This window comes from Arcobacter cryaerophilus gv. crypticus (assembly GCF_002993025.1).
Taxonomy (GTDB): domain Bacteria; phylum Campylobacterota; class Campylobacteria; order Campylobacterales; family Arcobacteraceae; genus Aliarcobacter; species Aliarcobacter cryaerophilus_B.
In genome coordinates this window covers 31879-46859 of record NZ_NXGI01000012.1, presented here as the reverse complement: position 1 = coordinate 46859, position 14981 = coordinate 31879, and the positions used below count along the sequence as shown (strand labels likewise).

The following is a 14981-nucleotide window of genomic DNA, read 5'->3' as shown; positions in this document are numbered from 1 at the left end:
TTAGAAAGCTTTGCTTTCTAAATAGATTTTTTTGTTTTCATAATCTCTTTTTCGATTAGTATAAATAAAAAAGGGATTAAAGAGTATATAAATAGTTTTAAACTAAATAAAAACCCCCACTTGTACTGTTTCATAGCATTATATAAAGCTATACAAAAAAATATAAAAAATATTCCATGCATCATTCCAAATATTTTAACAGCCATAGGTTCTTCAAAGAGATATTTTAGAGGCATTGCTAGAAAAACTAGTATTAAATAAGAGATTCCTTCAATTACAGAGATAGCTCTAAATTGAGAAAATTTCGTTCGTAACATTTCAAACCTTTTGTTTTTTCTTTTAAGTATAGTAAACTATTCTTTATCAAAGGTTAATATAACACCATTTTAAGTAGAATCCGCAGCATGAATATAAAAAATAAAAATATAATATTAACAACACTAAACTCAAGATTTTCGCACTCAAGTCTATCTTTAAGGTACTTGTTTGCAAATTTAAAAGAGTTAAAAGATGAAGCAAAAATTTTAGAGTTTGTAATAAATAGCCAAACTCAAACAATAGTTGAAGAGATTTTAGAGTACAAACCAAAAATTGTATTAATCTCAACATATATTTGGAATGCCCAAGATGTAGCTGAAATTGTAAAATATATAAAACTAATAAGCCCAAATACAATAGTAGCTCTTGGAGGTCCAGAGATTAGTCATCTTCCTCATAGAGTAGATTTTCAAACTGCAGACTACTTTATGTTTGGAGAGGGCGAAATAAGTGTTTATAACTTGTGTAAAAATATCTTAGGTGGAATTAGACCAAAAGATAAGATAATTCATGCAAAGCCAGTTGAGTTTGATAAGATTGAACTTCCATATGATTACTACAGCGATTTTGATATAAAAAATAGACATATTTATATAGAAAGCAGTCGTGGTTGTCCTTTTACTTGTGAGTTTTGTTTATCTAGTATTGACTCATCAATGAGATATTTACCAATTGATGTTTTTTTAAATGAGATTGATAAACTTTGGAATAGGGGTGCACGAAACTACAAGTTTATAGATAGAACTTTTAATCTAAAAATATCTTATGCAAAAGCTATTTTGGAATATTTTTTGGCAAAAGATGAGGACTATTTTTTACACTTTGAGGTAATTCCTGATAATTTTCCTCTAGAGTTAAGAGAACTTTTAAAAAAGTTCAAAGCAGGAAGTTTACAACTTGAAGTTGGTATTCAAACCCTAAATTTAGATGTAGCAAAAAATATAAATAGAAACCTAAAAATAGATAAAATCAAAGAGAATCTGGCTTTTTTGAGTTCTGAGACAAATGCTCATATGCATATAGATTTAATTGTAGGACTTCCAAGCGAAACAATAGAGAGTTTTGAGGCAAACCTTGATTTACTTTATACTTTAAGTAGTGGTGAAATACAAATTGGAATATTAAAAAAACTTTCAGGTACTACTTTAAATAGACATGATGAGCTACACGGTATGGTATATAATCCAAACCCACCTTATGATATTTTAAAAAACAATTTGGTAAGTTTTACTCTCATGCAGGACATGAAAAGATTTGCTAGGTTTTGGGATATTGTTTACAATAGTGGAAATTTTGTAAAGACTTCAAAACTACTTTTTAAAGATGGAAAAGTGTTTAAAAACTTTTTTGATTTTAGTAAATGGTTGTATAAAAGAAGTGAAAGTACTTTTAAAATCTCACTTGATAGAGTTGCTGAATATCTGTTTGAGTATTTAAGCCGTGATTATGAAGAGGAGATTTTGGTAAAAACAATTTTGGATGATGTGATGATGATAGAGGGTAGAAAAATACCACCATTTTTGAAAAAATATAAAAAATATGAGAAAGATTTTATTCAAATTGAGCAAAGCAGAGCAAATAAAAGACAGATAAAAAGAGTTGATGATGAACTATAGAATGATTATTTTTTCGCTTTTATTACTATATATTTTTGCAGATATTTTTTATACATATTTTATAAAATAAGTATCTTTTTAATTACTTTTTTATTTAAAACTCTTTAGGGTAGAATCTAGTTTTTATAAAATAAATTTCAAATGGATAGATTATAATATGAGTTCAAAATTTTTTACCAATCAAGGTACAAATACATTAGAAAACAAATAAGCTAAAAAATAAAATATTCTAGGAGTTCAAAATGCAACTATTACCACAAGAGTATAAAGAGTTTTTAACAAATATTAAATCAAAAATAAAAACAGCCCAACTAAAAGCACATATAAAAGTAAATGAAGAGATGTTGCGACTATATTGGGATATTGGTTTTATGATTGTAGAAAAACAAAAAGTTTCAATGTGGGGAGATAAAATTTTAGAAAATATTAGTAGTGATTTAAAGCTAGAGTTTCCAGAATTACAAGGGTTTTCAAGAACAAATATTATATATATGAAAAAGTTGTATCAGTTTTATTCATTAGGTCAACAAGCTGTTGACCAATTACAAAACGATAAAATAGAGAAGATTTTTTATATACCTTGGGGACATAATATTCATATAATTTCAAAATCAAAAGATATAGATGAAGCACTTTTTTATGTAAATAAAACCATAGAAAATGGCTACTCAAGAGCCGAACTTATAGAACAGATGAAAAAAGAGCTATATAAAAGAAATGGCAAAGCTATCACAAATTTTAAAAATACTCTTCCAAAACTACAATCAGATTTAGCAAATGAGATTACAAAAGACCCATATAGTTTTGATTTTTTAACTTTAAGACAAAGTTATGATGAAAAAGAGCTGGAAAATGCACTTGTATCAAATATGACAAAGTTTTTGTTAGAACTTGGAAGTGGATTTGCTTTTGTAGGTCAACAATATAAAATAGTAGTAGATAAAAATGATTTTAAAATAGATTTACTTTTTTATCATACAAAGCTACATTGCTTTGTGGTGGTAGAACTTAAAACAACAGATTTTAAACCTGAATATGCAGGAAAACTAAACTTTTATATAACAGCAGTAGATGAACAAGTAAAAACTAAGTTTGATAACCCAACAATAGGAATACTTATTTGCAAATCAAAAAGTGATACTGTTGTAGAGTATGCACTAAGAAATGTAAGCACACCAATAGGTATAAGCCAATATGAACTTAGCAATATTCTTCCAAAAGAGCTAGAATCTTCTTTGCCAACGATTGAGCAAATAGAAGAAGAGCTAAAAGGCTTAATATGAGCGAAATTCTAATCTACCAAAATGAAAATGGAAACATCAAAGTAGATGTGATGTTTGAAGATGGCTCAATATGGCTATCTCAAGCTCAAATTTGTGAAGTGTTTGGTAAAGCAAAATCAACTATTAGTGAACATATTAAAGCTATTTTTGAAGAGGGTGAGTTAGATAGAAATTCAGTTGTTCGGAATTACCGAACAACTGCAAATGACGGTAAAAATTATGATGTAGAGTATTACAACCTTGATATGATAATAGCCATTGGTTTTAGAGTTCGTTCATCTACTGGTACAAAATTTAGAATTTGGGCAAATGATAAATTAAAAGAGTACATCACAAAAGGTTTTGTGCTAAATGATGAGCGATTTAAAAATGGCAACTCTATGGGCTATTTTGATGAACTTCAAAAAAGACTTAGAGATATTAGAATATCTGAGAAGTTTTTCTATCAAAAAATCAAAGATATCTATATGACAAGTATAGATTATGACCCAAAAGATGAAAAAACAATAGAGTTTTTCAAAATTGTCCAAAATAAATTACTTTGGGCAGTATCATCTCAAACAGCAGCTGAGCTTGTACATAATCGTGTAGATATGAGTAAACCTCTTTTAGGGATGAGTTCATACGATAAAGAAAATAAAAATGTAACAAAAAAAGATGTGAGTATTGCTAAAAATTATTTAAACGAAGAAGAGATAAAACTCTTAGGTTTGCTTGTTGAGCAATATTTAGCATTTGCCCAAACGATGGCAATGCAACAAACACCAATGTATATGAAAGATTGGATAATTAGACTTGATGCTGTTATATCTTTAAATGGTAGAGAGTTACTAAATCATGCAGGAAAAATAAGCCAGATAAACGCAAAAGCAAAAAGTGAATTAGAGTATCAAAAGTTTAAAGATGAACAAAAGAAAATAGAAAAAATTCAAAGTCTAAAAGAGCTAGAAGAAGATATAAAAAGGTTAAAATAAATATTAGTTATTAAGTAAGTTAGATTTACTCACTTACTTAAACTATTTTTTAAATACTTTTGTAATTTTTGAAAAAATAGGAGCTATTAAAACTACAATATACCCTACAATTGCTCCCAAAATAATTTCACTAAAAAATCCACCAAGAGGGATAGCTTTTATAATATTTTCAAGTGACTGTAAAATATGTGTTTCATGAGCTATGATTCCACCACCAACTGCAAGCATTGCAATAGTTCCTAAAACTCCAATAGTTTTTATAATATAAGGCATAGATTTTACAAAACCATCTCCAATTTTTTGTAAAGCAATACTTTTTTTCTCTTGTAAATAAAATCCAATATCATCTAGTTTTATAATTAAAGCAACTATTCCATATACTAAAACGGTTGTTAAAATTCCTACACTTATTAAAACCATAAGTTTTGTTATAAAATCACTATTATCTAAAAGGCTTAAACTAATAACAATTATTTCAAAAGATAAAATAAAATCTGTTTGAATAGCACTTTTTACCTTTTGCTCTTCAAAATCTTCATTTGAACTCTCTTTTTGATTTGTTTGTTCATCTTCTTGATGATGACCAAATTTTTCTAAAATAGACTCAACTCCCTCATAAGCCAAATAAGCCCCTCCAATAATCAAAATAGGAGCAATAGCCCAAGGTGCAATATAACTTAAAAGTAAAACAACAGGAATGATGATAAATTTATTTATAAAACTTCCCTTTGCGATTTTATAAACAATTGGAAGTTCTCTTAAGGCTGCTTTTCTTTTTGCTTCAAGAATTGCTACATTTCTTATATTTTCAAGCTCTTTTAAAATCTCTTGTTGAGCTTTTTCATCTAATTTTTTTACATTTTCTTCAAACTCTTCAACATCTTTAGCTTTTTCTAGCTCTTTTTTTAGTATTTCAGAAGTTGTTTCATTTGTAAAATTTGCAATAGCAGCTAAATCATCTACTAAAAGACCACTAGATTTTATACTTGCTAGTTTTGTATAAGTTGCTATATCATCAAATAAAATACCAATATCATCAAGTGAAGTTGCAAGAGATTTTGCAGTTGTAGCTGCAGTTTTTCCTGCAAGTGAACCAATATCATCTGCTAATATTGATAAATAGCCCAATAATCCAGCCATTAAATTCCTTTTTATATTTTTTAAAATTGAAATAGTATTAAAAATCTACTAAGACAAATATATAGTCTAATAATTTTCTATATTCTCAAAACTCCAACCACCATTTTTTAGTAGTTGAATTAATGTTTTTAAATTCTCTTTTCCATTGAAATTATTACTAAACATAAAATCATGCATTAAAAGAACTACTTTATCCTTTTTACTTGAGAGTTTTTTTTCATATATTTTTTCCATAGAGTTATATATTTCTTGAGGAGATAGTATTGGTCTTCCATTTTTTTCATAAGCCCACTCTACATCCCAACCATAGATATAATAACCCTCTTTATAAATATCATCATAACCAACAATCTCTTTTTCTCTTTGTATTTTGTCTATCATATTGTCATTTTTAGTAATTGTTGGAATTCTAAAAACATTTCTTCCAGCAAGTCTTACTGGCAAAAAAGCAGATGAAGTATTTGAAATATTATCAAGTCCTACTATTGAATTTGCTTTTTTTATATCTTCTACAACCAAAATAGGGTCACTATAAAACTTTCTATACCTATTGTTTGCATGCGAATATGTATGGTTTGCTATTAAAATATTTGGATAACTTATAGCATCTTTATATACATTTTGAAAATTTTCAATTTGACAAGCAATAAAAAACATAGTAACAGGAATATTCTCTTCTCGTACTGTTTCTATTATATTTTTTGTTGCTCTTATTGGACCATCATCGAAAGTTAAAAGTGCTATTTTATTATTTGTAGTTGCAAATGAATATAGTGATAAAATTGTAAAAATAGATAAAACTCGACCAAGCATAAATACGAAATCCCCTAAATGCTTAAATTAAATTGTGTATAATACAAGAAACTCAATAAAAGAAGAGAAAATTGAACAAAATTTATGATTTAATAGTTTTAGGAGCTGGACCTGCTGGAATAATGGCAAGTATAAGTGCTGCAAAAGATGGAAAAAATGTATTAATAGTTGAAAAAATGCCACAAATTGCTTTAAAATTAAAAGCAACAGGTGGAGGAAAATGCAATCTTACAAATACTTTATCTCAAGATGATTTTTGTACTAAATTTGGTAAAAGTGGCAGATTCATAAAAGATGCATTAGATAGTTTTACAAGAGATGATTTGCTTACTTTTTTTGCTTCAATTGGAGTTGCTACAATTGCTAAAGATGGATTTAGAGTATTTCCTGTAAATCATAGCTCATCTGTTATTTTGGAAGCATTGCAAAATGAGCTTGAGAGATTAAAAGTTGAAGTTAAAACTTCGATAAATATAAAAAGTATAAAAAAAGAGAAAGATATTTTTGAAATAAAGACAAATGAAGAGATTTTTAAAAGTAAAAATCTAGTTTTAGCAACTGGTGGTTTAGGATATCCAACTTTAGGAGCAACAGGAGATGGATATATTTTTGCTTCATATTTTGGTCATAAAATAACACAAACAACTCCTGCTATGATGCCACTTTTTACAAAAGAGAAAAATTTTGCTTCTTGTAAAGCTGATACAATTGCAAAAGCTATACTAAAAGTAAATATTCCAAAATATAAAAACCTAAAACTAACAGGAGATTTAATCTTCACAAAAGATGGTTTACGAGGTCCAGTTATATTGGATTTTGCAAGAGAAATTACTCCAATTTTAGAAAAATATGATGAAGTTCCACTTTTGATAAATTTCTTAAAAGGTAAAAATGAAGAGGATATTTTTCAGCATTTAAAAAATGAAATAGCCAAAAATCCACAAAATAATATTTTACAAAATTTAGAAACTTTACTTGCAAGTAGTGTTTCTAAAGAGATTTTAAATATTTGTGAGATTGATGAAAATTTAAGATTTAAACAAATAGATGGAATTAAAAGAGAAAAACTAATAAAAACTCTAGCTTGGACACCTTTTACTATTGTTGGGCACGATGGATTTAGACAAGCTATGATTACAAGAGGTGGAGTTGATTTAAAACAAATAGATCAAAAAACTATGCAAAGCAAAATTGTTGATGGTTTATACTTTTGTGGTGAAGTTGTAGATATTGATGGACCTTGTGGTGGATACAATCTTCAATGGTCTTTTTCTAGTGGCTTTTTGGCTGGAAAATTGAATAAAATTTAGGAAAAAATATGAAAAAAACAGATTTAAAACAGTATATATTTATAATTTTAGGTTCATTTGCAATGGCATTTGGAACAGTATGTTTTTTATCTCCAAATGAGGTAATTACAGGTGGAGGAGTAGGTATATCTTTACTTTTACATGCAATTTTCCCACAAATCACTTTAGGTATTATTATTGCAGTAGTAAGTATTCCATTTTTGATTTTATCGTATATCTATTTTGGAAAATATTATCTATTTAAAACATTTATTGTGGTTCTTCTTTTATCAACATTTATAGATATATTAAAGGAAGTTTTAAAAATAGAAGCCATGACACATGATATTCTACTAGCCGCAGTTTTTGGTGGAATTTTTATAGGTTTGGGTGTTGGCTTAATTATAAAAGGAAGAGCATCTACTGGAAGTACATCTGTTGTAGGAGAAATAGTTGCAAAAAAGACAAAATACAAAGCGGCAGAAGTTTTATTGGCTATTGATGCTGTAATTATGTTTGCTTCAGTTTTTGTTTATAATGATATTGATAAAGCACTTTACAGTATGCTTAGTGTTTATGTTGGAATTAGGGTGCTTGATATTATTCTAACAGGGCGACCATCAAAAAAGATAGTAAATATAGTATCAAACAATGTTGAAGTTTTAAAAGAGCAAATAAGAGATCGAATAGAAGAACACGGTACTATCTTAACAGGAATAGGTCTTCATAAAGGACAAAACAAAACTATTATTTATGTTACAGTTGATGCAGGAAAGATTGATTTATTAAAAAATTTAATCACTAAATATGACCCAGATGCTTTTATGATAATCACAGAAGCTTCAGAGTTTTTGGGTAGAGGTTTAAAGTAGTTTTGCTTTGATGCAAAGGTTGATTTAGTTGCAAATTAAAAAAAATATACTATAATGTAAGATTAATTATTAAATATAAATAGGAATATAATATATGTTATTGATGAAACTTGAAGCACGAGAGAAATTTGCATTTTTACAATTGGCTCATTATTTAGCAAGAGTTGATAATAATTTTGGAAGAGAAGAAGAAGAGGTTATTTTAGAGTATTGTGATGAAATGGGAATCGAAAATATCGATTCATTTGATATGGATAATTTTAATTTAGAAGCAACTTTAAATAATTTCAAAAGCCAAAGAAGTAAAAAAATTGTTGTTTTAGAGCTTATGATACTAGTTCATATTGATAGTGTTTTTAATATAAATGAGCAAATTTTGATAGAAAAGATTTCTCAAAACTTTGGTATTGGAACTAAAGATTTAAATGATTTTTCATCTTGGGGAAAATCTGTTGCAAAACTTTATGAGATAGCAAAAGTTTATATGAGTGATGAGTACGAGGAGTTAATATCTTAAATTATGAGTAAAAGTATGGAAATCATTACGCTTTTAAATGAAAGAATTGACAATCTATTAGAAGAGCATGCAAAAATAAAACTTGAAAAAATAGCTCTTGAGAAAAAGATAAGTGAACTAATAGATGAAAATGATAAGCTTGAAAGAAATAATCAAGATATGATTTTAAAAATTGATAGTACATTAACTTTAATAAAGGGAAATAAAAGTGATTAAAGATTTGACATTTCATATAAATAACAAAGCTTACACTATTTCTGTCGATGAAGAGCTTGAAAAAGAGCTTTGTAAATATTTAGATACTGAAAAAAACAATGATACAAAATCCCTTCTTTTGGCATATCTAAAGCTAAATCAAGAGTATAGAACTTTTAGAAAAGAGGTTGAGGATATTACAAATAAAATTGCGGGGTTTTAGAAAAAAAGCATTTTCTACTCTTGAAATAGTTATTTTTATAGTAGTTATTGCTATTATTTTATCTTTTTTGCTCCCAAAAATTAATACTTTTTTAGAAAATAGTGATTTACTAAAACTAAAATCAGATATAGCTCTTATAAAAAATGGTATACAAAAAGATAAAGCAAAAAATATATTAATACAAAAATTTGATTATATAAACAAATTAGATAATGCAAACATAGATGTTGAAAATGAGAAATTATTTGAATATATTTTAGATTTCCCAATTATTTCAACTTCAACAAATGAGTCTAAAAATGGCTATTGGGCAAAAGTATCAGATGATAAATATATATTTTTCACAAAAAAGCACAACTATGAATTTTTATTAAAAGATAGTCAATTTTTATGTGTAAGTAGTTTAGAATTATGTGAGGAGCTTTTTTGAATTATTATGAAGTAGCTATTTTAAAATCTCCTTTACAAAACTTAACTTACCAAAGTGAAGAGATTATCGAAAATGGCTCTTTAGTTGAAGTTATTTTAGCAAAAAGAAAAAATCCAAATTTAGCAGTAGTTATAAAAAAAGTTGATAAACCAGATTTTAAATGTAGTATGATTTTGACTATAAAAGATGAGTTTTATAGTGATTTTATGCTTGAAATTGCTGATTTTGTAAGTAAATACTATATTTGTTCTATGGGATTTGCTTTGAGTTTATTTCAAGCTTTTAATAAAAATATTTATTATGAAAATTTGAGTACTGATTATAAAAAAGAGATAAATTTATCATCTTTTCAGCAAGAAGCAAAAAGTTTTTTAGATAGTAAAAAACAAGCTCTTCTTTTTGCAAAAACTGGTGCTGGAAAAACTGAAATATATATAAAAACTATAAAAGAGATTTTAAAGCAAGGGAAACAAGCAGTTTTTTTAATGCCAGAAATCTCTCTTACTCCACAAATGGAAAAAAGACTTGTAGAAGTTTTTGATTCAAATGTTGCGATTTGGCACTCAAAAGTAACTATAAAAAGAAAAAAAGAGATACTGCTGAAACTTCAAAATGGAGAAATAAAATTAATAGCAGGTGCAAGATCAGCTCTTTTTTTACCTTATAGAAATTTAGGTTTGATTGTTGTAGATGAAGAGCATGATAACTCTTATAAAAGCGATACAAACCCAAGATATAATGCAAAAGATTTAGCAATTTTTATATCAAAAAAATTTGATTTAAGACTTATTTTAGGAAGTGCAACACCATCTTTAAATAGTTTTTATAAAATCCCATATTTTGAGCTTGATAAGACATTTTATGAGACAAAAAAGAGTTATATTTTTGAAAATAGTGGTCAAAATATTTCAGAAAAAACTCTTTATTTGATAAAAAAAAGTATTGAAAATAAAAACCAAACAATAGTTTTTTTACCAACTCGTGCAAATTATAAACACCAAATCTGTTTTGATTGTGGAAAAAGTGTTGAATGTCCATTTTGTAGTGTTTCTATGAGTTTACATAAAAACGATTTGGCTTTAAAATGTCATTATTGTGGATTTGCACAAAAAATTCCAGAGTTTTGTCCATCTTGTAAAACAGGAATTGTAAGAAATCATAGAGTTGGAACGGCACAAATAGAAGAAATCTTAAAAAATGAGTTTCCTAATAGTGTTATAAAAAGATTCGATAAAGATAGTATAAATAGTGAAAAATCTTTAAAAAAGATTTTAGATGAGTTCAATGAGAACAAAATAGATATTTTGGTTGGTACTCAAATGCTATCAAAAGGGCATGATTATCATAATGTAAAACTTGCAGTTGTTCTAGGAATGGATAGTTTACTTAATATGAGTTCATATAAAGCAAGAGAAAATGCCTTGAGTTTGCTTTTTCAAATATCTGGAAGAAGTGGAAGAAATGGCTTTGGAGAAGTTATAATTGAGACAAAAAATGAAGACTTTTTTAGATATTATTTAGAAGAATCAAATTATAAAGAGTTTTTAAAAAGTGAGTTAGAGTTTAGAAAAGATTTGTATCCTCCTTTTGTAAAATTGGCAAGAGTAATTTTATCTTCAACAAATGGTTTAAAAGTAAAAGATGAATTACAAGAGATTGTAAAAGATTTAAAAAACAATAAAGATATTGAAGTTGTAGGCTTTGGTGAGTGTGCAATTTTTAGAATTGCAAATAAGTATAGATATGAAGTAATTATTCGCTCAAAAGATATAAAAGCACTTTTAAAATCTTTGCACTATTTGAAATCAAGTAATATTTCAATTGATATGGATACAATTTATTAGAATTTGAGTAAAATTAATATTAAAAGAGGAGAGAAATATGATAAATACAAAAGAAGATTTTAAGGCACTTGTTGAGAGTATAGAAAAAGAGAGTTGGTATAAACAACCTTTAGGATTTGGAATTGCTAGAGTTAGCAGAGGAGTTTTAAATCCAAGCTTGATTTTAGAAGCTACATTTCCAGTTGTAAATTGGAATGAAAATCATAAAAGTGCTGCAATATTTTTAGCAGCTTTAAAACAAAGTGGACAAAATGTTGATTGTACAAAAAGTGAGGCTGTATTTGATATGGGTGATGGATTTTTAGGATATTGTATAGAAGCATTTAAACCATTTTATGAAGAAAAAGAGCTTCACAAAAATCTTCAAGTAATCTCTACTCTAGCTACATTACCAATAGATAGTGGATTAAGTGGTGATGATTTTAAAGTTGTGTTTATTTTTAAAGATGAAAAACCACAAAGTGTTGAAGCTACATATCTAAAATTATATGCAAAATATAGCAAAAAAACAGATGAGCCAAATCTTGAAGGAATAGAAGATTTACTTACAAATTGTGCTTGGATAGATGCTATTCCTGTAGAGCTTGATTGGTTAAGACAAAATGAGATTTTGCTAAAAGTTGGAGCAAAATATCCAAAAGTTGATTATGTTGGTAAATATTCAAGATTTTTAAGACATATTATTCCATCAAATGATGAAACTTCTTGCAAGGCAACACTTCTAAAATAGTTAAATAGCAAGATTATCTTGCTATTTATTTTTATGAATATTTTTTGTTTTTTGAATCAAATAAGTTTAAAATATTTTTATATTCATTTGCAAACTCTAAGTTTATTAAAGAACTTTTTTTATCAATAATATCTAAAGCTCTTTTGATATTTTTCTCTTCAAAAACATCAAAAAGGGCATCTTTGAAATCTTCAAAATTTAAGTTTTCTTGAGTTATTCTTAAAACCTGAGCCAAAATATAGTTGAATTTTTTATTTGATTGTTCTAGGTAAAAAATTGCTTCTTCATACTCTTTTAATTTAATCAAAATATCAGCTTTGAATTCACCCAAAGAGAAATCCTCTTTAAAAATAACTCCAATAAATGCACCCATATTTATAGAGTCATCAAAACCATTTAATTCATCAAGTAAATTTTCTAAATCATATTTATCTTTGTTTAAAATAAAATCTCTGATTAGTTTTCCTTGATTTTTATTGTTATAAATCATATCTTCAAGTGGATAAATCTCTGAAAATTCTGGAACAATCATATGACAAGAGTAAAATCCTAAATAGTCATATTCTCTAAGATATATTGTTTTGTTTTCTTTGTTTAAAATCTCTTTTAAAATTATAAATTGTTCACTACTTTTTTCTATATCAAACTTCCAAGGAGTATAAGTAAATGATTTTTTTGCACTTAAAAACTGTAAAGCAACTTTTGCATTTGAATCAACAAAATGTGACTCTAAATTTGAATTTGAAGCAATCTCTTCCATATCAAAAGTTGGTTTTTCAAAGCTATCTAGCTCATCTATTTCTCTTCCTTGTAAAAGCTCTGTTATTGTTCTTTCAATTGAAACTTCCAAAATAGGGTGGCTTCCAAAAGATAAAAAAAGTGTATTGTTTTTTGGATTTATAAAAGCTATTGCTGTAACTGGATATATTCCACCCAAAGATGAATCATAAACTTTTATTTTAAAGCCTTTTTCTTCTAAAGATTTTATATCTTCAGATATTTTGGAAAACTTATTTAAAACATCTTTTGGAAACTCTGGAAGAGCTAAACCATCTTTTATAACTTTTATTTTTACATTTCTTTCAAATATCTCACATAAAGCTTGAACTTTTGCTTCATCTTTTGTGTTTCCTGTAGATAAACCATTGCTTGCATATAGATTTGCTAGTAAATTTATAGGAAAATATACTTTTTTTTGTGAAGTTTGATTTATAAAAGGCAAAGAGATTATTTTTGAAGAATCATTTGAGTTAAAATCCAAAAAATCATCTTTTTCAATACCTTCTAAAGTGTAATACTTTTTTATATCTTCATCCAAGAAATCACTATTTTTATCAAATGCTTTTTGGTCTGGAAAAAAATCTCTATTTTCTAAATAGTAATCATTAAAATATAGATTTGTTTGTAATCTTTCTATAAATTCACCATAAGCACTTGCCAAACAAGAGTCAGATATTGAGCCTTTACCATTTGAAAAGATATAGTTGTTTGCACCTTCAAAACTTAGGTTTACTGAAAAACTATTTTTTACAGGATTTTTCTCTTTTGAAAGCCTTATTTTGTAACCTAAATCATCTATTATTTTTTTCATTTTTGTTAAACTTACTTCTAGTGGAGCATCTTTTGACAGTAGTTGCATTTTACTTCTTTCTTAAAAATTTTGTGAAGTATAGCTAAAGATTTTGTTGTTTTAGTGCTTATTTACATATTTTATTAATTTTAAATATTTTTTTTCGATGCTTCAAAAGCTAGTAAATTCTCTTTTCTCTCAATTCCCCATCTATATCCACTCATTGCTCCACTTTTTGCAATAACTCTATGACAAGGAATGAGGTAGCCAATATGATTTTTTCCAATAGCATTTGCAACAGCTCTTACAGATTTTGGTTTATCTACAATATTTGCAATATCGCTATAAGTTGCAATTTCTCCATTTGGAATATTTATTAGTGCTTTCCAAATATTTATTTGAAGATTTGTGCCTTTTACTAAAAGTGGATATTTTTTATTTTTTATAAAGATATTTTCCAAATACTCATTTGCTTGATTTTCATCAAAAACTAAGTTTGCATTCTCCCAAAGTTCATTAAATCTTTGAAAAATATCTTTTTTATTGTTATCACAAAAACCCAAATAACAAATTCCTTTAGAAGTAAATCCAATCAAAGCTTCACCAAAAGGAGTTTTTCCAAAACCATAAGTAATTTGTACATCTTTACCTTTTTCTTTCCACTCTTTTGGAGTAACTCCAATTAGGTTTACAAAAAGTTCGTGAAGACGGCTAGAACTCGAAAGTCCAATATCTAAACTGCTATCAAGAATAGATTTGGACTCTTTTATATGCTCTTTTGCATAGTTTAAAGTAACACTGTGCAAAAATTGTTGAGGAGTAAGACCAACATAATCTTTAAAAACTCTTATAAAATGGTACTTACTCATTCCAACATTTTTTGCAATTTCATCAATACTTGGATGAGATTTAAAGTTCTCATCTATGTATTTGATAGCTTTTTCTATTTGATTATAAGTAGAACTATTTTTTTCTATTTCCACTTTTTTCTCTTTATTAATACGTCGAACTACTGTAAATCACAAACTTACTAGCTAACTCTTCAAGCTCTTTGTTTATTTTTTTGTGTAACTCTTTATCTTCAATGTTATCTAATACATCACAAATTTTGTTTGCAATATATTCAAACTCTTTTTCTTTCATTCCACGTGCTGTTAGTGCTGGAGA

General features: G+C 27.0%; 16 protein-coding genes and 1 pseudogene. 11 read left to right on the top strand and 6 right to left on the bottom strand.

Annotation, left to right across the window (positions count from 1 at the left end; all coding sequences use genetic code 11):
* Positions 1 to 17: 17 nt before the first annotated feature.
* The gene (locus CJ670_RS06190) at positions 18 to 317 is read right to left on the bottom strand and encodes a DUF3817 domain-containing protein (RefSeq protein WP_105911201.1); all 300 of its coding nucleotides are present in this window, start codon (positions 315 to 317) and stop codon (positions 18 to 20) included.
* A gap of 87 nt (positions 318 to 404) precedes the next feature.
* Between CJ670_RS06190 and CJ670_RS06185 the strand changes: the two genes are divergently transcribed.
* The 3 genes from CJ670_RS06185 to rhuM all read left to right on the top strand — a co-directional run bounded on the left by CJ670_RS06185 (position 405) and on the right by rhuM (position 4191).
* Positions 405 to 1934 (top strand): B12-binding domain-containing radical SAM protein, encoded by a 1530-nt coding sequence (locus tag CJ670_RS06185; protein WP_105939288.1) that lies wholly within the window; start codon positions 405 to 407, stop codon positions 1932 to 1934.
* Positions 1935 to 2176: 242 nt separating this feature from the next.
* Positions 2177 to 3217, top strand: coding sequence for a PDDEXK nuclease domain-containing protein (locus CJ670_RS06180; RefSeq protein WP_105939287.1), 1041 nt, complete (start codon positions 2177 to 2179; stop codon positions 3215 to 3217).
* Positions 3214 to 4191, top strand: a complete 978-nt coding sequence (rhuM, locus tag CJ670_RS06175; RefSeq protein ID WP_105939286.1) for a RhuM family protein — start codon at positions 3214 to 3216, stop codon at positions 4189 to 4191. The genes CJ670_RS06180 and rhuM overlap by 4 nt, the downstream gene beginning before the upstream one ends.
* A gap of 42 nt (positions 4192 to 4233) precedes the next feature.
* Here rhuM and CJ670_RS06170 read toward each other — a convergent pair whose 3' ends face one another.
* Together CJ670_RS06170 and CJ670_RS06165 are read right to left on the bottom strand one after the other, a co-directional pair.
* Positions 4234 to 5331, bottom strand: a complete 1098-nt coding sequence (locus tag CJ670_RS06170; protein WP_105939285.1) for a DUF808 family protein — start codon at positions 5329 to 5331, stop codon at positions 4234 to 4236.
* 66 nt (positions 5332 to 5397) lie between these two features.
* A complete protein-coding gene (locus CJ670_RS06165; RefSeq protein WP_105939284.1) occupies positions 5398 to 6144 on the bottom strand; it encodes a polysaccharide deacetylase family protein in 747 nt (248 codons plus the stop codon).
* Between the two features lie 71 nt (positions 6145 to 6215).
* Between CJ670_RS06165 and CJ670_RS06160 the strand changes: the two genes are divergently transcribed.
* The 8 genes from CJ670_RS06160 (at position 6216) to CJ670_RS06125 (ending at position 12244) form a co-directional block, all read left to right on the top strand.
* Positions 6216 to 7454, top strand: a complete 1239-nt coding sequence (locus CJ670_RS06160; RefSeq protein ID WP_105939283.1) for a BaiN/RdsA family NAD(P)/FAD-dependent oxidoreductase — start codon at positions 6216 to 6218, stop codon at positions 7452 to 7454.
* A gap of 8 nt (positions 7455 to 7462) precedes the next feature.
* On the top strand, positions 7463 to 8305 hold the full coding sequence (locus tag CJ670_RS06155) for a YitT family protein (protein WP_105939282.1): 843 nt from the start codon (positions 7463 to 7465) through the stop codon (positions 8303 to 8305).
* 94 nt (positions 8306 to 8399) lie between these two features.
* Entirely contained in the window at positions 8400 to 8822 is a 423-nt protein-coding gene (locus CJ670_RS06150; protein ID WP_105911190.1) for a hypothetical protein, read from the top strand.
* A gap of 3 nt (positions 8823 to 8825) precedes the next feature.
* Positions 8826 to 9038 (top strand): hypothetical protein, encoded by a 213-nt coding sequence (locus CJ670_RS06145; RefSeq protein ID WP_228154216.1) that lies wholly within the window; start codon positions 8826 to 8828, stop codon positions 9036 to 9038.
* Positions 9031 to 9240 carry a hypothetical protein gene (locus CJ670_RS06140; protein ID WP_105939281.1) on the top strand — a complete coding sequence of 70 codons (210 nt, stop codon included), beginning with the start codon at positions 9031 to 9033 and terminating at the stop codon, positions 9238 to 9240. The genes CJ670_RS06145 and CJ670_RS06140 overlap by 8 nt, the downstream gene beginning before the upstream one ends.
* Positions 9227 to 9670, top strand: coding sequence for a hypothetical protein (locus CJ670_RS06135; protein ID WP_105939280.1), 444 nt, complete (start codon positions 9227 to 9229; stop codon positions 9668 to 9670). The genes CJ670_RS06140 and CJ670_RS06135 overlap by 14 nt, the downstream gene beginning before the upstream one ends.
* Positions 9667 to 11514, top strand: a complete 1848-nt coding sequence (locus CJ670_RS06130) for a primosomal protein N' (RefSeq protein WP_105939279.1) — start codon at positions 9667 to 9669, stop codon at positions 11512 to 11514. Before CJ670_RS06135 ends, CJ670_RS06130 begins: the two co-directional genes overlap by 4 nt.
* A 37-nt stretch (positions 11515 to 11551) precedes the next feature.
* Complete coding sequence (locus CJ670_RS06125; RefSeq protein ID WP_105939278.1) at positions 11552 to 12244, top strand: tetrahydrodipicolinate N-succinyltransferase N-terminal domain-containing protein; 693 nt, start codon at positions 11552 to 11554, stop codon at positions 12242 to 12244.
* 31 nt (positions 12245 to 12275) lie between these two features.
* Here CJ670_RS06125 and CJ670_RS06120 read toward each other — a convergent pair whose 3' ends face one another.
* The 3 genes and pseudogenes from CJ670_RS06120 to glyA form a co-directional block, all read right to left on the bottom strand.
* Positions 12276 to 13883, bottom strand: coding sequence for a YcaO N-terminal domain-containing protein (locus CJ670_RS06120; protein ID WP_105939277.1), 1608 nt, complete (start codon positions 13881 to 13883; stop codon positions 12276 to 12278).
* 80 nt (positions 13884 to 13963) lie between these two features.
* On the bottom strand, positions 13964 to 14797 hold the full coding sequence (locus tag CJ670_RS06115; protein WP_228154215.1) for a bifunctional helix-turn-helix domain-containing protein/methylated-DNA--[protein]-cysteine S-methyltransferase: 834 nt from the start codon (positions 14795 to 14797) through the stop codon (positions 13964 to 13966).
* A 13-nt stretch (positions 14798 to 14810) separates the two neighbouring features.
* Positions 14811 to 14981, bottom strand: a pseudogene (glyA, locus tag CJ670_RS10990) (serine hydroxymethyltransferase); the annotation flags it as partial.